At 69.8% G+C, this 20472-nt stretch carries 20 protein-coding genes, 3 tRNA genes and 3 pseudogenes; 15 read left to right on the forward strand and 11 right to left on the reverse strand.

The features are described 5' to 3' along the window. Window positions 1-3: 3 nt before the first annotated feature. The 5 genes from EDD92_RS27880 to EDD92_RS27900 all read left to right on the forward strand — a co-directional run bounded on the left by EDD92_RS27880 (window position 4) and on the right by EDD92_RS27900 (window position 5227). Window positions 4-1578 carry an NADH-quinone oxidoreductase subunit M gene (locus EDD92_RS27880; protein WP_123966918.1) on the forward strand — a complete coding sequence of 525 codons (1575 nt, stop codon included), beginning with the start codon at window positions 4-6 and terminating at the stop codon, window positions 1576-1578. Then, window positions 1575-3095, forward strand: coding sequence for an NADH-quinone oxidoreductase subunit N (locus tag EDD92_RS27885; RefSeq protein ID WP_123966919.1), 1521 nt, complete (start codon window positions 1575-1577; stop codon window positions 3093-3095). Before EDD92_RS27880 ends, EDD92_RS27885 begins: the two co-directional genes overlap by 4 nt. A gap of 193 nt (window positions 3096-3288) precedes the next feature. After that, complete coding sequence (gene htpX, locus EDD92_RS27890; protein ID WP_123966920.1) at window positions 3289-4152, forward strand: zinc metalloprotease HtpX; 864 nt, start codon at window positions 3289-3291, stop codon at window positions 4150-4152. Further along, complete coding sequence (locus EDD92_RS27895; RefSeq protein WP_123966921.1) at window positions 4149-4541, forward strand: YccF domain-containing protein; 393 nt, start codon at window positions 4149-4151, stop codon at window positions 4539-4541. The genes htpX and EDD92_RS27895 overlap by 4 nt, the downstream gene beginning before the upstream one ends. 119 nt (window positions 4542-4660) lie before the next feature. Further along, complete coding sequence (locus tag EDD92_RS27900) at window positions 4661-5227, forward strand: SMI1/KNR4 family protein (RefSeq protein WP_123966922.1); 567 nt, start codon at window positions 4661-4663, stop codon at window positions 5225-5227. 184 nt (window positions 5228-5411) lie between these two features. Here EDD92_RS27900 and EDD92_RS27905 read toward each other — a convergent pair. After that, a pseudogene (locus EDD92_RS27905) lies at window positions 5412-6719 on the reverse strand (APC family permease). 177 nt (window positions 6720-6896) lie between these two features. Here EDD92_RS27905 and EDD92_RS27910 point away from each other — a divergent pair. Beyond that, on the forward strand, window positions 6897-7163 hold the full coding sequence (locus EDD92_RS27910) for a GlsB/YeaQ/YmgE family stress response membrane protein (RefSeq protein ID WP_030945174.1): 267 nt from the start codon (window positions 6897-6899) through the stop codon (window positions 7161-7163). Window positions 7164-7300: 137 nt separating this feature from the next. On the opposite strand, the gene EDD92_RS27915 is transcribed toward EDD92_RS27910, so the two are convergent. Continuing rightward, on the reverse strand, window positions 7301-7789 hold the full coding sequence (locus EDD92_RS27915; RefSeq protein ID WP_123966923.1) for a YajQ family cyclic di-GMP-binding protein: 489 nt from the start codon (window positions 7787-7789) through the stop codon (window positions 7301-7303). Between the two features lie 234 nt (window positions 7790-8023). On the opposite strand from EDD92_RS27915, the gene EDD92_RS27920 reads away from it, so the two are divergent. Continuing rightward, window positions 8024-8105, forward strand: a tRNA-Tyr gene (locus EDD92_RS27920). 663 nt (window positions 8106-8768) lie between these two features. After that, window positions 8769-8960, forward strand: a pseudogene (locus EDD92_RS51375) (NUDIX hydrolase); the annotation flags it as partial. Here EDD92_RS51375 and EDD92_RS51380 read toward each other — a convergent pair. From EDD92_RS51380 to EDD92_RS27955, 5 genes and pseudogenes are all read right to left on the reverse strand, one after another. Beyond that, window positions 8948-9324: pseudogene (locus EDD92_RS51380) on the reverse strand (phosphohydrolase); the annotation flags it as partial. The pseudogenes EDD92_RS51375 and EDD92_RS51380 sit on opposite strands and share 13 nt — an antisense overlap. A gap of 62 nt (window positions 9325-9386) precedes the next feature. After that, window positions 9387-10229 (reverse strand): serine hydrolase, encoded by an 843-nt coding sequence (locus tag EDD92_RS27940; RefSeq protein ID WP_123966924.1) that lies wholly within the window; start codon window positions 10227-10229, stop codon window positions 9387-9389. Next, complete coding sequence (locus EDD92_RS27945) at window positions 10226-10648, reverse strand: thiol-disulfide oxidoreductase DCC family protein (protein ID WP_260326795.1); 423 nt, start codon at window positions 10646-10648, stop codon at window positions 10226-10228. The genes EDD92_RS27940 and EDD92_RS27945 overlap by 4 nt, the downstream gene beginning before the upstream one ends. Before the next feature lie 131 nt (window positions 10649-10779). Then, window positions 10780-11316, reverse strand: coding sequence for a hypothetical protein (locus tag EDD92_RS27950; RefSeq protein ID WP_123966925.1), 537 nt, complete (start codon window positions 11314-11316; stop codon window positions 10780-10782). Between the two features lie 147 nt (window positions 11317-11463). Next, window positions 11464-13923, reverse strand: coding sequence for an MFS transporter (locus EDD92_RS27955; protein WP_123966926.1), 2460 nt, complete (start codon window positions 13921-13923; stop codon window positions 11464-11466). A gap of 231 nt (window positions 13924-14154) precedes the next feature. Between EDD92_RS27955 and EDD92_RS27960 the strand changes: the two genes are divergently transcribed. Beyond that, window positions 14155-14367 (forward strand): hypothetical protein, encoded by a 213-nt coding sequence (locus tag EDD92_RS27960; RefSeq protein WP_030930637.1) that lies wholly within the window; start codon window positions 14155-14157, stop codon window positions 14365-14367. Between the two features lie 132 nt (window positions 14368-14499). Here EDD92_RS27960 and EDD92_RS27965 read toward each other — a convergent pair whose 3' ends face one another. From EDD92_RS27965 to EDD92_RS27975, 3 genes are all read right to left on the reverse strand, one after another. After that, window positions 14500-14901, reverse strand: a complete 402-nt coding sequence (locus EDD92_RS27965) for a nuclear transport factor 2 family protein (RefSeq protein WP_260326797.1) — start codon at window positions 14899-14901, stop codon at window positions 14500-14502. 2 nt (window positions 14902-14903) lie between these two features. Continuing rightward, a complete protein-coding gene (locus EDD92_RS27970) occupies window positions 14904-15560 on the reverse strand; it encodes an NAD(P)H-binding protein (protein WP_123966927.1) in 657 nt (218 codons plus the stop codon). Between the two features lie 451 nt (window positions 15561-16011). Further along, window positions 16012-17319: an amidohydrolase family protein gene (locus EDD92_RS27975; RefSeq protein WP_123966928.1), complete on the reverse strand. Its 1308-nt coding sequence runs from the start codon at window positions 17317-17319 to the stop codon at window positions 16012-16014. A gap of 267 nt (window positions 17320-17586) precedes the next feature. Here EDD92_RS27975 and EDD92_RS27980 point away from each other — a divergent pair. From EDD92_RS27980 to EDD92_RS28000, 5 genes are all read left to right on the forward strand, one after another. Next, window positions 17587-17659, forward strand: a tRNA-Thr gene (locus EDD92_RS27980). A 46-nt stretch (window positions 17660-17705) separates the two neighbouring features. Then, window positions 17706-17778: transfer RNA gene (locus tag EDD92_RS27985), tRNA-Met, on the forward strand. An 89-nt stretch (window positions 17779-17867) separates the two neighbouring features. After that, the gene (rpmG, locus tag EDD92_RS27990; protein WP_003948671.1) at window positions 17868-18032 is read left to right on the forward strand and encodes a 50S ribosomal protein L33; all 165 of its coding nucleotides are present in this window, start codon (window positions 17868-17870) and stop codon (window positions 18030-18032) included. Between the two features lie 175 nt (window positions 18033-18207). Next, window positions 18208-18660 carry a MaoC family dehydratase N-terminal domain-containing protein gene (locus tag EDD92_RS27995; RefSeq protein ID WP_123966929.1) on the forward strand — a complete coding sequence of 151 codons (453 nt, stop codon included), beginning with the start codon at window positions 18208-18210 and terminating at the stop codon, window positions 18658-18660. An 8-nt stretch (window positions 18661-18668) separates the two neighbouring features. Further along, complete coding sequence (locus EDD92_RS28000) at window positions 18669-19097, forward strand: MaoC family dehydratase (RefSeq protein WP_123970580.1); 429 nt, start codon at window positions 18669-18671, stop codon at window positions 19095-19097. 60 nt (window positions 19098-19157) lie between these two features. On the opposite strand, the gene EDD92_RS28005 is transcribed toward EDD92_RS28000, so the two are convergent. Continuing rightward, window positions 19158-19715 carry a hypothetical protein gene (locus tag EDD92_RS28005; RefSeq protein WP_123966930.1) on the reverse strand — a complete coding sequence of 186 codons (558 nt, stop codon included), beginning with the start codon at window positions 19713-19715 and terminating at the stop codon, window positions 19158-19160. A gap of 88 nt (window positions 19716-19803) precedes the next feature. Between EDD92_RS28005 and EDD92_RS28010 the strand changes: the two genes are divergently transcribed. Continuing rightward, window positions 19804-20373: a TetR/AcrR family transcriptional regulator gene (locus EDD92_RS28010; RefSeq protein ID WP_185124146.1), complete on the forward strand. Its 570-nt coding sequence runs from the start codon at window positions 19804-19806 to the stop codon at window positions 20371-20373. The last annotated feature ends 99 nt before the right edge of the window (window positions 20374-20472 follow it).

A 20472-nucleotide genomic window follows, 5' to 3' on the forward strand; every position in this document is an offset into this window, starting at 1 on the left:
GGCGTGATCGATATCAACGAGTCCGTGATGCAGTTCCTTCTGGCATTCGTCGTCGTCGGCCCGCTCCTCGGGGCTGTCGCCGCTCTCCTGCCCGCCCCGCCCGGACTGAAGGGGAAGTCACCCGAGCAGGCCGTGCTCCGCCACGGCGTGACCGTGACCGGCGCGGTCCTCATCGCCGCGATCGTCCTCGCGCTCGGCTTCGACCACGACCACCCGTCGAAGATGCAGGCCACGACCGACATCAGCTGGATCCCCGCACTCGACGTGCGGATCCACCTCGGCATCGACGGCATTTCCCTCCCCCTTCTGGTCCTGACGGCGCTGCTGACCTTCCTCTGCGCGCTCTACTCGTACTTCAAAATGCCCGCGGGCCCGACCCCGAAGGCCTTCGTCGCACTGCTGCTGGTCCTCGAGTCCGGCACCCTTGCGAGCTTTGCCGTCCTCGATCTGCTGCTGTTCTTCCTCGCGTTCGAGATGGTGCTCATCCCGATGTACTTCCTCATCGCCCGCTGGGGCGGCGAGGGCCGGACCCAGGCCGCCTGGCGGTTCATCCTCTACACGCTGCTCGGTTCGGTTGTCATGTTGCTCGGCCTGCTCCTGATCGGGATCAAGGCCGGCACATTCGACATGGTGGCACTCGCCACTGACAACGGCCGGTCGCTGACCGCATCCGTGCAGGTCATCGCCGTTCTGGCGATCGGGATCGGGCTCGCGGTCAAGACGCCGATGTGGCCGCTGCACAGCTGGCTGCCCGACGCCCACACCGCCGCCCCCACCGTCGGTTCGGTCCTGCTGGCGGGTGTCCTGCTGAAGATGGGTACGTACGGGTTCGTCCGGATCCTCCTTCCGATCGCGCCGGACGGACTCCACACCTTCGCGCCCTACCTCGCCGCTTTCGCCGTCGTCGGGATCATCTACGGATCCCTGGCCTGTCTGGCCCTCGCCAAGCAGGGCGCGAAGGGCGATCTCAAGCGCCTCATCGCCTACTCCTCCGTCGGCCACATGGGCTTCGTCCTGCTCGGCATCGCGACCATGACCCCCACCGGCGTGAACGGCGCCCTGTTCGCCAACATCGCCCACGGTCTCATCACCGGCCTCCTCTTCTTCCTGGTCGGCGCGCTGAAGGACCGCACGGGCACCACCGATCTCGACACCCTCGCCGAGGAGACCGGTGCCGCGCTCTACGGCAAGGCCCCCCGCCTCGGCGGCCTGCTCGCCTTCGGCGCGGTCGCGTCGCTAGGTCTGCCGGGCCTGGCCGGTTTCTGGGGCGAGATGCTGGCCCTGTTCGGCGCGTTCAGGCCAGCCGGCGACCTCAGCCGCCCGGCCTTCCTCACCTTCATGGCGATCGCGGCCTTCGGCACCCTCCTCACGGCCGCGTACATGCTGGTCGTGGTCCGTCGCGTCTGCATGGGCGCCGTACCGCAGGAAGCACCGCAGCTCGCCGACGTCCACACGTACGAGTTCGCGGCCTGGACCCCGCTCGTCGCCCTCACCGTCGCCGCCGGCCTGTGGCCCAAGGCCCTCCTCGGCCTGACCGACCCGGCCGTGCAGCAGCTCCTCTCAGGAGGCACCCGATGAGCTCCCTGGCCCAGCCGCTGGCCGCGAGTCTCGTCCAGTCCGTCGACTGGCTCGCCATTGCGCCGCCCACCCTCACGGCGGTCGTCGGACTCGTCGTCCTCGTCGCCGACCTGTTCGTCGCCGACGCCAGGAAGCCACTCCTCGGCTGGGCCTCGGCCACAGGCCTCGCCGCCTCCGCGCTCCTGTTGCTGCCCCTCCTGGACGGCGACCGCAGCACCTTCTGCGTGAACGGCACACACGCGTGCAGTTACACAGCGGACCGCTTCACGCTCGTCATCCAGTTCCTGGTCCTCGGCGGAGCCCTCCTCGCCGCCCTCCTGTCGGTGACAGCACTGAAAGACGCCGACAGACAACTCCCTGAAGGGGAGTACTGGTTCCTGCTGCTCTCCTCCGCGGCCGGCGCCGCTCTCCTGCCCGCCTCCCGCGACCTCGCGACCCTCATCGTCGCCCTGGAGGTCGCCTCCCTGCCCGCCTTCGCCCTCGTCGGCATCCGGCACGGCGACAAGAAGTCCTCCGAAGCGGCCCTGAAGTTCTTCCTGTCGTCGGTCACCGCGACCGCCGTCAGCCTCTTGGGCATCAGCTTCGTGTACGCCACCACCGGCACCCTCTACCTCACCCAGGTCGCCGACCGGATCCAGCACGTCGACGGACAGCTCCACACGCTCGCCCAGACCGGCGTCGTCCTCACCCTCGTCGGCTTCGCCTTCAAGACCGCCGCCGTACCCTTCCACTTCTGGGTCCCCGACACCTACGTAGGGGCGCCCCTGCCCATCGCCGCCTACTTGTCGGTCGTCGGCAAGGCGGTCGGCTTCTCCGGCCTGATCCTCGTCACCGTGGTCGCGTTCCCGTCGTACGCCGACGTCTGGGGCCCCGCGCTCGCGGTGCTGGCCGCACTCACCATGACGGTCGGCAACGTCGGAGCCCTGCGCCAGCAAGCCACGCGCGCGTACAGCGCCGTACGGCTGCTCGCCTGGTCGTCGGTCGGCCAGGCCGGCTACCTCCTCGTACCGATCGCCGCGGCCGCCTACTCCGACAACGCCGAGCACTCGATCGGCTCCACGGTCGCCTACGCCCTCATGTACGCCGCCGTGAACCTCGGAGCCTTCGCGATGGCCGCACTGGTGGGCCGAACCAGGTCCGCGAACCGCCTCACGGACTACCGCGGCCTCTACGCGAGCAATCCGATCGCCGCCCTGCTGCTGGCCTTCTTCCTGCTGTGCCTGGCCGGACTGCCCCCGGGCATCATCGGCCTGTTCGCCAAGGTCACCGTGTTCTCGGCGGCGGTCGACGCGGGACTCGGCTGGCTCGCCGTGGTCATGGCCGTCAACGTCGTCATCGCCCTGTTCTACTACCTCCAATGGACGGCACTGCTGTTCCGCTCCCCTGAAGGTGAGCCCGTCAAGCACCACCTCCCCGGGCCTCTCACGGCGGCGATCACCCTCACCGGCGTCCTCGGCATCGCCCTCTCCGGAGCACCCCAGCTGGTCCTGCGTTTCGCCGGCACAGCCCTCTTCTGAGCCGACGTCGGCCGCCCAGGGGCGCCGTCACCCGGACGGCCCATGCAGGCCGCCGTACGCACAAGGGAACTAGTGGCCCTCGCCTGGCGTTGACCGGTACGGGAGGGTCCACTGGACGTGACACGACGGCACCAGTGGCACCGGAGATCAGCAAGCAAAGGGTTCCCCTGCTGCACGACTTGGAGGGCGTACCGTGCACCGCCGGCACAACGGGCTAAGGACCGCAGTTCTCCTCGGAGGACTGTCCGCCCTCATCATCGTCATCGGCAGCTTCTTCGGCCGCATGGGGCTCGTCGTCGCCGTTGTGATCGCATTGGGCACGAACGCGTACGCGTACTGGAACAGCGACAAGCTGGCGCTACGCGCGATGCGCGCACGCCCCGTCAGCGAGTTCGAGGCCCCCGCCCTCTACCGCATGGTCCGTGACCTCTCCACCCAGGCCCGCCAGCCCATGCCACGCCTGTACATCTCCCCGACGGAGGCACCGAACGCCTTCGCGACGGGCCGCAACCCGCGCAACGCCGCCGTGTGCTGTACGGAGGGCATCCTGCGCATCCTGGACGAGCGCGAACTGCGGGGCGTCATCGGCCACGAGCTCAGTCACGTCTACAACCGCGACATCCTCATCTCGTCGGTCGCCGGCGCCCTGGCCTCCGTGATCATGTTCCTGGTCAACTTCGCCTGGCTGATCCCGGTCGGCCGCTCCAACGACGACGACGGCCCGGGCATCCTCGGCATGCTGATGATCATGATCCTGGGACCGCTCGCAGCCTCCCTCATTCAGCTGGCCATCAGCCGCTCCAGGGAATACGAAGCCGACGCCTCCGGCGCCCAGTTGACCGGCGATCCCCTCGCGCTCGCCAGTGCGCTGCGCAAGCTCGAAGCGGGCACCAAGCAGCTGCCGTTGCCGCCCGAGCCGCGCATTGAGACCGCGAGCCATATGATGATCGCGAACCCCTTCCGCCCGGGTCAGGGACTCTCCAAGATGTTCTCGACACACCCGCCGATGGCGGAGCGCATCGCCCGGCTCGAGAAGATGGCAGGTCGCCCCCAGTGAAAACCATCCTGAACGTCATCTGGCTCGTCCTGAGCGGCTTCTGGTTGTTCCTCGGCTACCTGGCCGCGGGCATCCTCCTCTGCATCACGATCATCGGCATCCCGTTCGGCATCGCGGCGTTCCGCATCGGTGTCTACGCCCTGTGGCCCTTCGGGTACACGACGGTCGAGCGCCGCGACGCCGGTGCGCCCTCCTGCGTCGGCAACGTGCTGTGGCTGGTCCTCGCGGGCTGGTGGCTCGCGCTCACGCACATCGTCACCGGCATCGCCCTGTGCATCACGATCATCGGCATCCCGTTCGGCATCGCCAACTTCAAGCTGATCCCGGTCTCGCTGCTGCCGCTCGGCCGCGAAATCGTGCCCACGGACCAGCCGTTCGCAACGCGCTGACCGAGCGGGACGAGGGCGGGGCGGCCTGCCCGTCCCCAGCCGAGTAACCGGGTTTTCCACAGCCCGAGGGTTGTCCACAGGTCGGCCCGATTGTCAGTGGCGCCTTGCATCATGAACCCATGACCGAGAACGAGCAGTTGCTGGCACGGGTGTTGGCCAAGGCACGCAACACCCGTCCCTGGGGCTGGCCTTCCCTCCCGGAGCCCGCCGACGCGTCCACGCTGGCCCACGCGGAGACCACCCTGGGCTTCCCCCTGCCTTCCCTGCTCACCGACCTCTATCTGCGCATAGGAGACGGTGGATTCGGCCCGGAGTACGGTCTGTTGCCCCTCCTCGACAGCCCGCCCGCCGGCGAGCCCGCCGCCGTAGTGCAGTACCTCGCCAATCGCGAGAGCGCCCGCAAGGACCCCGACTGGCCCTGGCCCGAAGGCGTCCTGCCGATATCCCACTGGGGCTGCGCGATGTACGCGTGCGTGGACTGCTGCACCCCGGAAGCCCCAGTCCTCCTCTTCGAGCCGAACGCCGACCGCGCCGACGACGCCTGGTACGTCGACGCCCCCAGCCTCACGACCTGGCTGAGGTCCTGGGTAGACGGCACGGGCTGGTACGAGGAGACGAACGAGGAGCTCGAGATGGCCCCCTGGACCGACTTCCGCATACGCACCACGGCAGCACGAGCGTCCTAGCAGCCGCGACACCATACGTACGACATCGCAGCGGACCCTCTAGTACGGCGGCTGCGGAGATCTCGTGACACAACAGCCGGAAGAACATGCTCGTCGGGCTCTGATCACCGGACCGCCATGTCCACCCTGGTGGGGAGCCTTGACCAGGTGCCCGACCGCTCCGACTGCTGTTCGGCCCACCCCGCTAGCGCCCGCCCACCCATCGCCGTACGCCGTACGCGCCCCCACCCCCCGCCAGCACTCCCGCGCCCACCGAAACCGCCGGCAGCGAGAACGCCAGCACCACGCACCCGAGAAGACCCACCGCGGGCAGCGCCCGGGCGGTCGGAGCCCAACTCAGCGTCCAGGCCGAGGCGTTGGCCACGGCGTAGTACGCCAGCACACCGAAGGAGGAGAAACCGATCGCACCCCGTACGTCCACCGTGGCGGCCAGGGCGGCGACCACGGCACGCACGGCCAGTTCGGCCCGGTGCGGCACCTGGAAGCGCGGATGCACGGCCGACAGCGCGCCGGGAAGGTGCCGGTCGCGGGCCATGGCCAGGGTCGTCCGCGAGACTCCCAGGATCAGGGCGAGCAGCGAACCCAGCGCGGCCGCGGCGGCTCCCATCCGCACCACCGGAACCAACCCCGGCCGCCCGCACCGCGTCGGCCAGCGGAGCACCGGCACGCCCGAGACCCACGGCCCCCAGCACGGAAAGGACAACCACCGCCACACAGACGTAAACCGCCAGCGCGATGCCCAGAGCCAAGGGGATCGCACGCGGGATGGTGCGCGCCGGATCCCGTACCTCCTCGCCGAGGGTCGCGATGCGCGCATACCCGGCGAATGCGAAGAACAGCAACCCGGCCGCCTGCAGCACCCCGCCCACGCCACCCGAGGTGCCGACGCCCAGACGCCCGGCGTCGGACGCCCCGGACCCCAGGCACACGACCACGACGGAAGCGAGGACAGCCAGCACCACGGCCACGATCACCCGGGTGACCCAGGCGGACTTCTGGACACCGCCATAGTTCACCGCGGTCAGCGCCACCACGGCCACGATCACCCGGGTGACCCAGGCGGACTTCTGGACACCGCCATAGTTCACCGCGGTCAGCGCCACCACGGCCGCAACCGCCACGGCGTGCGCCTGCCCCGGCCAGACGTACGCCCCCACGGTGAGCGCCGTCGTCACGCAGGAGGCGGTTTTCCCGACCACGAACGACCAGCCCGCGAGATAACCCCAGAACGGCCCGAGCCGCTCGCGCCCCTACACATACGTGCCGCCGTAGGCCGGATACAGTGCGGCCAGCCGCGCCGATGCCATGGCGTTGCAGTAGGCGACGACGGCGGCGACGGCGAGGCCGAGCAACAGCCCGGACTCGGCCGCACGCGCCGCGGGTCCCAGGGCGGCGAAGATCCCGGCCCCACCATCGAGCCGAGTCCGATGACGACGGCGTCGCCCACGCCCAGCGTGCGTCGCAGCTCGGAAGCAGAATCGGTCGATGCCATGTCCCGCCCCTACTGATCACTGCAACCGATGAGTGCCGCTGCGACGTCCTGCTCATCAACAGAGCAGGAACAAGCAAGACAACAGAGCAGCAACAAGCACGTGGCGCACAGCGGATCTTGACCGAAATCTCACTGTCCGGAAAGTGCAGGCACAGTGCGGAAGGGCAAGTTCACGGCATGACCATCATCAGCTGGATCATCCTGGGGCTGTTGGCCGGAGCCATCGCCAAGTTCCTGCTGCCGGGCCGCGACCCGGGCGGCTTCATCGGCACGACTCTCATCGGCGTCGCGGGTGCGTTCATCGGCGGCTGGATCTCGGCCCGCTGGCTGGACCACCCGATCACCAAGAGCTTCTACGACGGCGCGACATGGGCTGCGGCGATAGGCGGCTCGCTCGTCCTCCTGATCGCCTACCGCATCCTGTTCGGCAACTCGCGCAACTGAGCACGACCCAGCACGCCCCGGACCGCAGCCAGCAGGCGAGAAGGGTGGGCACCCGCCAGGTGCCCACCCTTCCTCGTGTACTGGCAGCCGACGACGACCGACCGGCGACCGTCAGCCGGCAGCGGTGAACCAGTGGCTCACCGGTAGTTCACGAACTGCAGCGCGAAGTCGAAGTCCTTGCCCTTCAGGAGCGCGATCACGGCCTGCAGGTCGTCGCGGCTCTTCGAGCTGACGCGCAGCTCGTCGCCCTGGACCTGCGCCTTGATGCCCTTGGGGCCCTCGTCGCGGATGATCTTCGCCACCTTCTTCGCGTTCTCCTGGGAGATGCCCTCCTCGATCGTCGCGAAGATCTTGTACTCCTTGCCCGAGAGCTGGGGCTCGCCCGCGTCCAGCGCCTTCAGTGAGATCCCGCGCTTGATCAGCTTGGACTGGAAGACGTCGAGGACGGCCTTGACCCGGTCCTCGGAGTTCGCCTCCATGAGGATCTTGTCCCCGGACCACGAGATCGAGGCACCCACGCCCTTGAAGTCGTAGCGCTGCGAGATCTCCTTGGCGGCCTGGTTGAGGGCGTTGTCGACCTCCTGCCGCTCGACCTTCGAGACGATGTCGAAACTGGAGTCGGCCATGTCCTGTGGCTCCTTGTATCGGTGCGTAATGGGGGTGCGTACGGGGGCGTATCGGCGTACGTGGGGGCGGGCGCCGAGCCCGGCGTGGTCCCGGGCCGCATTCGGACAAGCCTAGCCACCCGTGGTCCTCCGGGTGCAGATCAATCGGGTGGCGAAGCACCCCCCGGCATCGGGTATTGTTTACGTCGTTGCCAGGGAGCACCGCCGAAAAGCGGTTCGAACGGCAGCAAACCCGGCGGTGTGCCCGAGCGGCCAAAGGGAGCAGACTGTAAATCTGCCGGCTCAGCCTTCCCAGGTTCGAATCCTGGCGCCGCCACGGTTGAAACGAGACCCCCTCTGATCAGGTTACTTGCCTGGTCAGAGGGGGTCTCTCGTTGGCCTGCTTCCTGTTTGATTCGTTGTGGACGGGGCGCGGATGTGTCTCACCTCGTAGCGCCCATATCCCACCGTCGATCAGTGCGTGTCCCCCAGGTGTCTCCCGGGGGAGAGCATGATCACTCCGGCCCGTTCCACTCCCGAAGTGCTGCGTCGATCCGTCGTCGGTCCAGCTCCGTCCGGCCCGGACACCCCTTGCCGCAGGGCGAGCATCCCCCACCCCGTCTCTGGAAGGTGGCACTGGCTCACGCGCAGTCCGGCGGCCTCGGACCGGACGCATGGTCGCGTGGTACAGGCACCCGAAGAACGCTTCCAGATGCCGCCCACGCGGGCGCTGCTCACGCACCCCTGTCAGCAGCGTGCGGACCTGGCGAGGGTTGGGGCTCGGCGGCCCCCTTCTGTGAGGGGCGCTACTTCCGCTACCGCCGCTACCGCACAGGTCGGGGGCCTGTTGGAGGTAGCGCGAGGGGGTAGCGGAAGCGGCGGGGTAGCGGGTCCGGATGCCGGATGCCGGATGCCGGATGCCGGTTGCCGCCGTCGCCGATGCACCGGCAAGTGACCCCGGTACGGCGGTGCCTGCGTTGAGGAGCTCGCGCAACTCCTCGAGATCCGTCAGCGGTTCAGTATCTGTTTCCGCGCGCGCCCGGTCGGCGGTGAGGTACGGACGAGCAACGAGACGACGCGGGTCCGCTGGGTCGACCCAGCGGACCTGTCCAAGCTGGACACCCACCCCACGATGCGGCTCCGGATTGCGCACGCGAAGGACCGGACGCGGCCTGCTCCCTACATCGGCTGACGCTTCGCGGCGGCGACCTGGTCGAGGACGCGCGACGTGCACGCGAGGTCTCAGGCTCGGCACGACGGATGAACTTCCCGATCAGGCTGTCCGGCCCATACCGTCCGGCGATCTCGTTGACTCGGTCGACGGGGTTCGTGGGCGTGCCGTCCGGCGTGGTGTTCATGTCGCAGTAGCAGAGCGCGTCATCGAGGTGCGCAGCTTCCCGCGGGAACTCGCTCTCCAGCTCCGCATGCAGGCCGCGGGCTTCCGCCTCCACCGCCTCCATCCAGACGCAGGAGTGGTGGGCCACGAGGTTCACGACTCGTGGCTCAGCGTCCGCGACGTCAAGGAGGTACCGGGCGCCGTCGAGGGGGTGAAAGCCTGCGCTCCGGGGCTGATGGAGGCTCCTGGGTGTCCCGAGTTGCGCAACAGCCCCAGAGTGGCTCACACCTGTTGGGACCGGGCGTCGATGAAACGTCTGAATGTTTCCAGGGCCAGTCGGTCCGTCGTGGCGCTCCGGCCGGACAGGCGGTGGACGAGGATCCAGCCCTGCGGTGCGGCGCCGGCGAAGACCGAGGCGCCGCCTGTTGCGCCGTTGTGCCACAGCAGGCGTCCTGTTTTCTGCCAGGCCGGTGCAGGTTCGCCGAGTCTGCGGTCGACAAGCAGGGAGGTGACGAGGGCTGCGGTGGCTTCGGGCGTGGCCCACAGGCCGCCGGCGGGCAGGATCGCGCCGGTCATGGTCCAGGGCCGCTCCGGTTGTCCGAAGAGCCCGCGGCGGCACAGCCGTCTGCCGGACGGCGGTTCGGCGGCGACGTCGGTGACGCCGAGGGGGGCGAGGACATGCCGGTGCAGGAGTTCCTCGTACGGGGTGTGGGTGGCCGCGACGAGGGCCGCGCCCAGTAGCGCGTATCCGAGGTTCGAGTATTCGTCGGTGGTGCCCGCGGGAGCCGTGACCAGGGTGTCCAGGCGCCGTACGACCGCGTCCAGGGCTTGGGCGTCGAAGGCGGCGTAGGGGTCGCGGCCGCCGATTCCGGGGGGCAGCCGTGGCAGGCCCGAGCTGTGCTCGGCGAGGTGGCGCAGGGTGATGCCGGTGCCCTCGGGCGCGGGCAGGAACGACTCCAGCGGGTCGTCGAGGCTCAGCGCACCGCGGCCGGCCAAGGCGGTCAGGACGGTTGCGGTGAGCGTCTTGGTCAGGGACCCGATCTGCACGAACAGGTCCAGGCTGTGGCCATTGCGTACCTGGGGCGGCTCGAAGCTGCTGAGCACGCAGGTGGGAACTCGGATCATGTTGGGCTTCCGTCGTGCGTCCGGGGCAGCGCGCATGCCGCCGTGCCCGTAGGCATGCGGTGCCGGTTGGCGGCCACCAGGCGATAGACGAGTCGAGCGCCCTGCCTGATGACGGGCGCGCGCAGGAGCAGTCCCGTGGCCCGGTAGCGGAAACGGGGTGACGACGCGAGGTAGGCCCCGAGTGCCTTCGCTCCGGAATCGGCCACACCGGCCCCGCGGAAGACGAGGACCTCCCGGTCGAGGCGTTCCCGGTGCGGCCGGGTGATGTGGTCGGGCAGGGCATGCCATGGCGCGGCCCGCATCCGTGGCCTGGCATGGCGTTGCAGCCAGGTGATGGTCGCCTGACAGAAACCGCAGTCACCGTCGAAGGCGAGCGTGGGCGAGTCGGCGCCGATGGCTTCCGAGAGGTCGGTGCGCACGGGCTTGTCCTCCTCCGCAGGGCTCGTGGGCAGGTCCGGTCCGGGGCAGGCATGGACCGCCCCCGAAGGGCCGGTCAGCCCCTGAAGGGCCGGTCAGCCCCTGAAGGGCCGGTCAGCCCCTGAAGGGCCGGTCAGCCGCGTGCGAGCCAGAGTGCCAGCACGGCCTCCCGCTCGCGTGACCGGAGGATCTTGGTCGGTCGGGTCTGTTCCCACCACTCGGTCATGACGACGGGCGTGGCGGTGCCCTGGGTGAAGTCGCTGATCAACCGGCGTGACAGAGCGACCTCTCGCGGGGAGTAGGCGACGGCGGCGCTGGAGTAGACCGGCGTCCGGTGGGTGCCGTCGGGCGCGATGACGGAGACGGTCATCTCGGTCGGGCTGCTCGGCACCCAGGCGTCCAGAGCTGCTGCGACGAAGCTCGCCGCGTGGGTCGCCCAGCGTTGCGGAGCGGAGCGGGTCGGGACTTCGGTGATCTCCAGGCCGGCGAGCTCGGACCATGTCCACTCCCGTGGCTGCGGACCGGTGACGCGGGGCCCCAATGCCGTGAGCACCATGTTCGGGGCCGGTTCCGGCGCTGGGGCTCCCACGTACACGCGGTCCGACGAGACCCAGAACAGCCCCACCGTGGCACCGTCCTCGGCGGGGTGAAGGGGCGGTATTTCGTCCATGTGCTGTCGGCCTCCTTGGTCGACCCGGTAACACCGGGAGCTTGCCTGGCGCCCGGCGCCGATGCGCCGGTTTCGGCCAAGGGCGCCGGGACGGCTGTGGACCCTTGGGTGCAGACGCCCGGGCCCCTGATGGCAGTTCGGGCGGAACTACTCCCCGCTGTGGGCAAGTTCGATGTCGTGGTCGTCCGTGCCGCCGCCCGGTACCGTCACCGTTGCCGCCTGCGGCGGATAGCCCGTCGCGATGATCGTGTAGGCGCCGCTGTCCAGGTCGGAGAAGGCGTACGTGCCGTCGTGCCCGGTCCGTGTCGTGGCGACCACATTGCCCGCGGCGTCCACCAGGGTCACCCGGGCGTCGCTCAGTGGGGCGCCCGCTCCGCGTACCGTGCCCCGGACGCGGGCGCCGGGCCGGAGCTCGATCTCGATGCGTGTGGCGCCCGCGCCGCCGATCTCGACGGGCAGGGCCAGTGGGCGGTGCTTGGGGGAGTTGACGGCGAGCGTCACCGTCCCCGGCACCAGGTCGGTGACCGTGAACTCGCCCAGCACGTCGGTCCGTCCGGTGGCCAGCACCTCGCCGCGGACATCGGTCACGATCACCACGGCGTCGGCGACCGGAGTCCCGCTGTCGGCGGACCGCACCAGCCCGGCGAGGCCGTTCGTGCCGCTCAGCAGGACGTCGTACGAGATCGGCCCGTCGGCGACGACGAGTGTCGAGGCCTGCGGCTGGAAGCCGTCGGCGGAGGCGATCAGGACGTACGAACCGGCGGCGGGCGCGTCGACACCGTACGAGCCGTCGCCCCCCGAGACCGACCGGCTCAGCTGCTTTCCGCCGAGCGAGATGAGCGTGACCGCGGCCCCCGCCACCGGGACTCGCTCCGCCCCCAGGACATGACCGCGCACCGGGATGCCGCTGCCGGCGGAGCCACTCGCACCGTCGGGCCCGACGGTCGCGACGGAAGTCGATGAGGCCGCAGACGCAGACGAGGCCCCGCCGGAACGCGCGGCCGACAGACCTGGCGTACCCTCCCCGATCGCGTCCGCGGCCGCAGCTGCGACGGACCGGCCCGGCGCACCCTCCTCAGCCGGCCCGGGCGCCCCCTTCTCGCCTCCGGCCGCGGACGGAGCCGTAGCGGACGCCTCTCCGGCGACAGCCCTCTCCTCGGACGCGGCGTCGCGCCCAGCCGCAACCGCCCGATGCCGCGGAATGAAGGACGCGACGGCGAAGGCGAGCAGCGCCGCGCCGCCGCCGATGGCCAGGACGGTCTTGAAGCCGTTCTCCGAAGGAAGGGAGACCCCGCCGAGGTCCGTGGTCAGCTGCGACAGGATGACGCCGGCGACGGCGCTGGCGGTCGACGTACCGATGGACCGCATCAAGGTGTTGAGACTGTTGGCGGCGCCCGACTGGGACGGGGGTACCGCGCCCATGATCAGGGCGGGCATGGCTCCGTACGTGAAGCCGATACCGGAACCGATGACGCAGGACACCAGCACGAACTGCCAGACCTCGGACATCAGGAGGATCTGCAGGCCGTAGCCGGCCGCCACGATCAGCGAGCCCAGCATCAGGCTGGCCTTCGGGCCCCTGGCCTTGGAGAGGGCGGCCGAGACGGGGGCGATCGCCATCATCACCAGGCCGGAGGGGGCCATGACCAGACCGGCGGTCAGCAGCGACTTGCCCAGACCGTAGCCGGTAGCCTCAGGCAACTGCAGGAGCTGCGGAAGCACCAGGGACATCGCGAACATGCCGAAGCCGAGGGCGATCGAGGCGAGGTTGGTGACCAGTACCTGTCGGCGGGCGGTGGTGCGCAGGTCGACCAGTGGCTGCTCGGTACGCAGCTCGTACCAGCCCCACAGCAGCAGGACCACGACGGCCGCCCCGAACAGGCCGAGCGTGGTGCCGCTGCCCCAGCCCCAGTCGCCGCCCTTGGAGATGCCGAGCAGCAGACAGACCAGACCGGCCGCCATGCCGAGGCCGCCGACGACATCGAAGCGGCCGCCCGTCCGGACCTTGGACTCGGGTACGACGAACAGCACCAGCACAAGCGCCGCGGCACCCATCCCGGCCGAGCTCCAGAACAGCACGTGCCAGTCGAAGTTGTCCGCGATGAGGGCGGCAGCGGGCAGGCCGAGTGCGGCGCCGACGCCCAGAGAGGCGCTCATCAGTGCGGTGGCCGAACCGAGCCGTTCGGCGGGCAGCTCGTCCCGCATGATGCTGATGCCGAGCGGGATCACACCACCCGCCATGCCCTGCAGCGCCCGCCCGACGATCATCGGCGCCAGGGAGTCGCTGAGCGCGGCGGTGACCGAGCCGGCGACCAGCAGGACCAGGCTGACCAGGAGCATGCGGCGCTTGCCGTACATGTCTCCGAGCCGGCCTGTCATCGGGACGGCCACGGCGGCGGCGAGCAGCGTGGCGGTGACGGCCCACGCGGTGTCGGACGCCGGGGCGTTCAGGAGTTTCGGCAGCTCCGGGACGATCGGGATCACCAGGGTCTGCATCAGCGAGACCACGATCCCGCCGAAGGCCAGGACCGCTACGACGGCATTGGCCCGCGGCGCTGCGGACACCACCCCGTCGTCGTCAGCGGGTCGGGGAAGGGCGTGGGACATGGGTCGGGCCTCCGTGGGCAAGGGGCATCGGGTGTGCGCGACACCCTCAAGCTAAGTCGGTTGATTGACTTAAGCAAGCATGGTCGGATTTCGTGGTAACCCAGTGAAGGCCTTGGGGTGGGCAGGGGTGGCGAGGGGTCCATCAGCGACACGGCGGCGTGCGAGGGCCACGAGGAGGCCGGGGCGTGCGCCCCGCGCACAACGCGCCCCCGACCGGGGCACACTGACCCCATGTCCACTCGCCGCAGACGCTGCCCCGAATGCCGTCGCGAGATCGCCGTCGTCGCCGGACGGTTCGCCCGTCACGACCCGCCCGGCGCGCGCGAGAACGGCGTACTCGTCTCCTGCCCCGGCTCCCGCAGCCAGGCACAACTCGGCGCGGCCCAGCCGTCGTTGGACGGATACGTCGTCCCGGAGATACCCGGCCAACTGCCCTTGTTCTAAGGGGAGTTGCACGAGGAATCCAGACGGAGCTCAAGCCGGAGCTCTGGGACTCAAGCCGGGACTCAAGGCCGGGGCTCCAGACAGACTTCCAGGCGGACTTCCAGACGCAATCCCAGACGGCAGCCACAGCTCCTACGACCCCGGCGTCGCCCCCCGCGCCCCCTCCCGTACGTCCATCCGCGTCACCAGCCCGTCCCCGCCGAACCGGTACACGTGCTCGACCGTCTCCTCCGCCCACCGGTCGCCCGACGCGTCCCGCATCCCGGGCCGAACGGTCGCCACCACCCCTTCGCCGTCCCCGTCGAGCCGCAGCCCCTCCAGCCGTACGAGTGGATGCCCGGCCGCGAACTGCCGTGCCCAGTAGGCGCGTACCTCCTCGCGGCCGTGCAGACGGACGCCGTCGAGGACGTTCGGCCAGTCGACGTCCGGGGCCAGGCACAGCGGTACGAAGGCGTCGCGCTCGTCGGTCGAGAAGACCTCGTACATGCGCCGCAGCAGCGCCTCCCGTGCGGCCGGAACCCTCTCGCCGGACACCCTCAGTTCCCGGCCACCGACTTCACCGCGACCGACACCGGCGCCGATCCGCCGACCAGTTCCAGGGTCAGTCCGGCCGTCGCCGGGGTCTCCACCAACTCCGCCAGTACGGTGGCCACGTCGTCGCGGGGAACGGCGCCGCGGCCCGTGTGCGCCTCCAGTCGTACGAGGCCGGTGCCGGCGTCGTTCGTCAGCATCCCGGGGCGCAGAATCGTCGCGTCCAGGGCCTCCTGCCGCAGCACATAGGCGTCGGCCTCGCCCTTCGCGCGCAGATACACGTCGAAGATGTCGTCCCCTTGGTGCGCGGGATCGGCACCCATGGACGAGACGACCACGTGTCGTCGTACGCCCGCCCGAACCGCCGCGTCCGCGAACAGGATCGCCGCCCCCTTGTCGACCGTGTCCTTGCGGGCCGCCCCGCTGCCCGGTCCCGCACCGGCCGCGAACACCGCCGCGTCGGCGCCCTGCAAATACGCTGCGACCTCCTCGACCGAGGCCGACTCCAGATCGAGCAGAACCGGTTCGGCACCGGCCTCCCGCAGGTCGTTGCCCTGCTCGGCGTGACGGATGATCCCCGCAACCTCGTCTCCGCGCGCAGCGAGCAGCCGCTCCAGCCGCAGCGCGATCTGACCATGACCACCAGCGATGACAATGCGCATGTTTCCGACCGTACGCCCGGACGGCCGCGTCCGCCGCACGACTTGAGCCACGCCTCAGAGTGCGCATGCGAAGCGCACAGGTGGAGGGCGCGCGCTGGGCGCGTGCGTCCCGACCATGCGCTCCCAGCGCACGCCTCCGATGCGCGCGCCGCCCGCTCGCTCCTTGCTCAAGGACTCGGAGCGGGCTCTACGCGCACGCGTTTCCGTCGTCCGAACCGACGGCGTGGCTCCGCATCGGTGCGCGAGTGGGGCCAAGTACGGCGGACGAGATCGCGGGCGCACACGCCCAGCGTGCGCGCCCCGCGCACAACTCCATACCGTCCGCCCCTAACGCCTACACGCGCCCCCAACACGCCCCTCAATCTCACCAACACTCACCACACTCACCGGGACTCCCCAGCGCCCCGCACCCCACAACGCGCGCCCCTGCCCCCACTCCCACTGCCACCCCTCACGACAACTCACCTCGCCCCTGCCGAGGCAGCCCCAGCTCCGCCGCCGCGGCCGAGTTGCAGTACTCCCGTACCGCGCTCGTCCGCGCCACGACCCGCCCCCGATGCACCACGATGCGGCTGTACGCCAGCGACAACGCCCCTGCCAGCCGGTCGCCGCGCAGGGCCAGCAACTCGGCCGGGAAACCCGCCTCCACACGCACCTCGGGCAACCCCATGACCGACCGCGCCGAGGAACTCACCGCGTCGTACGAGTCCTCGGGCCGCAACCCGTACCGGGAGGACAGCAGATAGGCCGCCTCCAAGGGGTCCCCGCGTCCCACCGGGTTCGACATGTCGCGCAGGGCACCGCTGCCCGCGGCCACCCGTACGCCGGCCGCCCGCAGCAGCCGTACCGGAGCCGTGTCGCGCCGGTCGGTGCCGCCGCAGCCGCCTTGAGGCAGGCACACCACCGTCACCCCGGCCGCCGCGAGCTGGTCGGCGGTGCGCCGCGCCGTCTCGGCGGGCAGACGGCCGAGGCCGCCGCACGGTCCGAGCGTCACCCCGGGACGCAGCCCCCCTGCCATGGCGACGATGCGGGCGAGGCGGGCCGGATCGGCGGCGTCGGTGTGCAGGTCGACAGGGCAGCCGTGTTCGGAGGCGACCTCCAGGACCGCCTCCACGTACCCGGTCGGATCCGGATCCAGGTCCGGACAACCGCCCACCACGGAAGCGCCCATCTTCAGGGCGTCTCGCAGCATCGCCAGCCCGTCCGCCCCGGCCACACCGGTCAGCATGCGCGGCATCGCCACCGCCGTCAGTTCCGTCAGCCCGCGCAGCGAACGCCGCGCCTGGAGTACGGCGCCCAGCGCGCCCAGCCCCTGGACGTCGCCCACGCGTACGTGTGCCCGCAGCGCGGTCGCCCCGTGCCCCAGCTGCAACAGCGCAGCCTCTGTGGCCCGGCGCTGGACGTCCTGGGGCTCGTACGAGGCCGGACCGTCGTCCTCGGCGGACAGTGCCGTGTCCCCGTGCGTGTGCGGTTCGGCCGGGGCGGGCAGCAGCAGATAGCCGCTGAGATCCACGCGCATGCCGCAGTCCCGCGCTCCGCCGGCAGCCAGGCTTCCGGCCGTGCCGACCGCCTCGATGCGCCCACCGCTCAGCCGTACGTCCACGGTCCGTCCGTCGGTCAGCCGGGCCCCGCACAGCAGCAGAGCGGCCGGATCGCCCACCCGTCCCGATGAACCCGGGGAACCCGAGGAGCCCGATGAGGAGGACGAGCCCGACGAGGAGGACGACGAGTGGGGTGGCTGCGGCTGGCTGTCGGGCATCGCACTCCAGGGGCTCGGGGGCTGCGCAGGGGGACGCAAGATCACGCAGAGTGAGTCGAGCCTAGGGTGGCGATCCGCCTGCGTCGGGGAGGAGCGCAATAGTCGTACCGGTGTGGTCCGCCGTATCGGAGCGGCCTCAGTGGCTCGTGGGAGAGCCGGGAAACGGGCCGCGGCAAGGGCCCGGACGGCCTGTGGAACAGGCCGGGACGGGGGTCGCGAAACGGATTTGGGTGAACGGCGGCCGAGCGTGTAATGTCTTCATCGCTCGCCCCAATAGCTCAGTCGGCAGAGCGTCTCCATGGTAAGGAGAAGGTCTACGGTTCGATTCCGTATTGGGGCTCTGGTGTGTGAGGTTCCCGTCGCAAGGCGGGAACGGATCGCATCACAGCGGTGTAGCTCAGTCGGTAGAGCAAGCGGCTCATAATCGCTGTGTCACCGGTTCAAGTCCGGTCACCGCTACTGACAGTAGCCGATTGTGGGGTCGGTCCTTCGATCGGCTACTCTTCTATGCGTTAAACCGTCCTATCCGTTCGTCAAGGAGCACTCACGTGGCTGCCACCGACGTCCGCCCGAAGATCACGCTGGCCTGCGTGGAGTGCAAGGAGCGGAACTACATCACCAAGAAGAACCGGCGTAACAACCCGGACCGACTTGAGATGAAGAAGCACTGCCCGCGTTGCAACGCGCACACCGCGCACCGCGAAACGCGATAAATCAGGCTCGTACGCGAGGCCGCCCCCACTAACAGGGGGGCGGCCTCGTGTCGTTTCAGCCCCGGTTACCGGCCGGTTCCGGCCGGCTACAGGGCGCTCGGAGCACATGTCCCGGCGGGTATCCGCAGACAGCAGCAGTCAGTAGTCAGCAGGCAGACACAGGAGGTGCCGAGCCATGGCGCTCGACCAGTCCTTCGTGGGGCGGAGCTACCCGCCCACCGAGCCCTACGAGGTGGGCCGGGAGAAGATCCGCGAGTTCGCCGAGGCGGTGGGGGACCCCAACCCCGCGTACACGGACCCGGAGGCCGCCAAGGCGCTCGGTCACCCCGACGTCATCGCTCCGCCGACCTTCGTCTTCGCGATCACCTTCAAGGCGGCCGGACAGGTCGTCCAGGATCCCCGGCTCGGCCTGGACTACGGCCGGGTCGTCCACGGCGACCAGAGGTTCTCGTACGTCCGCCCGGTGCGCGCCGGCGACCGCCTCACCGTCACCTCCACCATCGAGGCGATCAAGTCGCTGGCGGGCAACGACATCCTGGACATTCGCGGCGAGGTCCACGACGAGGCAGGCGAGCACGTCGTGACCGCCTGGACGAAGCTCGTCGCGCGCGCGGCCGAGGAGGCGTGAGCAAGAACATGACGGCGAAGATCGCATACGACGACGTCGAGGTCGGCACCGAACTGCCCGCCCGGACCTTTCCCGTGACCCGCGCCACGCTCGTCCAGTACGCCGGCGCCTCCGGGGACTTCAACCCCATCCACTGGAACGAGAAGTTCGCCAAGGAGGTCGGGCTGCCGGACGTCATCGCACACGGCATGTTCACCATGGCCGAGGCGATCCGGGTGGTCACCGACTGGACGGGCGACCCGGGCGCGGTCGTCGAGTACGGCGTCCGTTTCACCAAGCCCGTCGTCGTCCCGAACGACGACCAGGGCGCCCTCATCGAGGTCAGCGCCAAGGTGGCCGCCAAGCTCGACGACAACACGGTCCGGGTGGACCTCACGGCGACCAGCGCCGGGCAGAAAGTGCTGGGGATGTCGCGGGCGGTCGTACGGCTGGCCTGAGGGGCACAACTGGCGTGGCGTAAGGGGCGTTCTTCATTGCGGGGCGCCCCTTGCAACGTCTCAGTCGCCACCGGTGTCCAAGGCGGGTGTCGTGTCGTCGAGTGCGGCGCGGGCGGCGGCGGTGAAGGCGCTGATCCGTTCGGAGACCCTGGTCACCTCGACCGCGTGCCGTTCCACGAACTTCACGTTGTGGTCGAACGAACTCTCCGCCGAGTCGCGCCACGCGAGCAGCGTTGTCTGCATCGAGTGCAGCCCGGTCTTGACGCCGTGGGCCAGCTGTTCCACCGCCTCGGGACCTTCGACGGCGAGAGCGGCCCAGGCTGCATGCACCGCCGTCAGGCTGTCGTGGGCGGCCAGGAGCCGACGGTCCGCCTCAGTGACATCGACGTCACCGATCAGCGCTCGGGCGGCCTGTTTCAGCGCGTTGCCCGCCTCGTGCGCGGGCGCGAGGAAGGCGCTGTAGGCGTCGCGCCGGGCCTGTCTGCGCCACTGGGCGTGGTCGATTCCGGCCTGGGCCCGTATCTGCTGACGGCTCGACCACCCGGAGACGGCCGCGGCGGACACGGTGCCGAGGACGCCGACCGTCGCCCCCAACAGGGCCGCGATTCCCTGATCCACGAGGCGATTGTGCCGTGTCCGCCGGCCTCGGGAGGCCTGGCGCCCGCACCTCTTGACGTAGTTAGTGATTGAGTACTAACTTACTCGCATGGCCAGGATGAGCGCAGAAGAGAGGCGCGAGAGCGTCATTCGGGCGGCGACCACGGAGTTCGCCCGCGGCGGCTACTACGGCACGTCGACCGAGGCGATCGCCAAGCGGGTCGGCGTCTCGCAGCCGTATCTCTTCCGTCTCTTCCCGGGCAAGAAGGCACTCTTCCTCGCGGTGTCGCAGCGGTGCATGGAGGACACCATCCGCACCTTCGAGGAGGCCGCCAAGGGGCTGGAGGGCGAAGAGGCCCTGCGCGCCATGGCGAACGCGTACACCAAGGTCATCGCGGAGCAGCCGGAGCGGCTGCTGATGCAGATGCAGATGTACGTCAGCGTGGCCGCCGCCGAGCAGGCGGGCGACCACGAGCTCGGCGAGGCGGTGCGCAACGGATGGATGCGGCTGTGGGACACGGTCCATCTGCCGCTGGGTGCCGACATCGACGGGACGACGACGTTCATGGCGTACGGGATGCTCATCAACTGCCTGGTGGCCATGGGTTTTCCTCCCGAGCATCGAGTCTGGGAGGGGCTGTATCCAGAGGCGCGGCTGGAAGGCCGTCTGGAGAAGTAGCCCACGTGTTCCACGCAGTCCACGGGGAAGGCGCCGCAACCGCCTTTTCATGCCCGCCGAAGTTAGTCATCAATAACTAACCAAACAGACACCGAAGCG

This window comes from Streptomyces sp. TLI_185 (genome assembly GCF_003814765.1).
GTDB lineage: Bacteria > Actinomycetota > Actinomycetes > Streptomycetales > Streptomycetaceae > Streptomyces.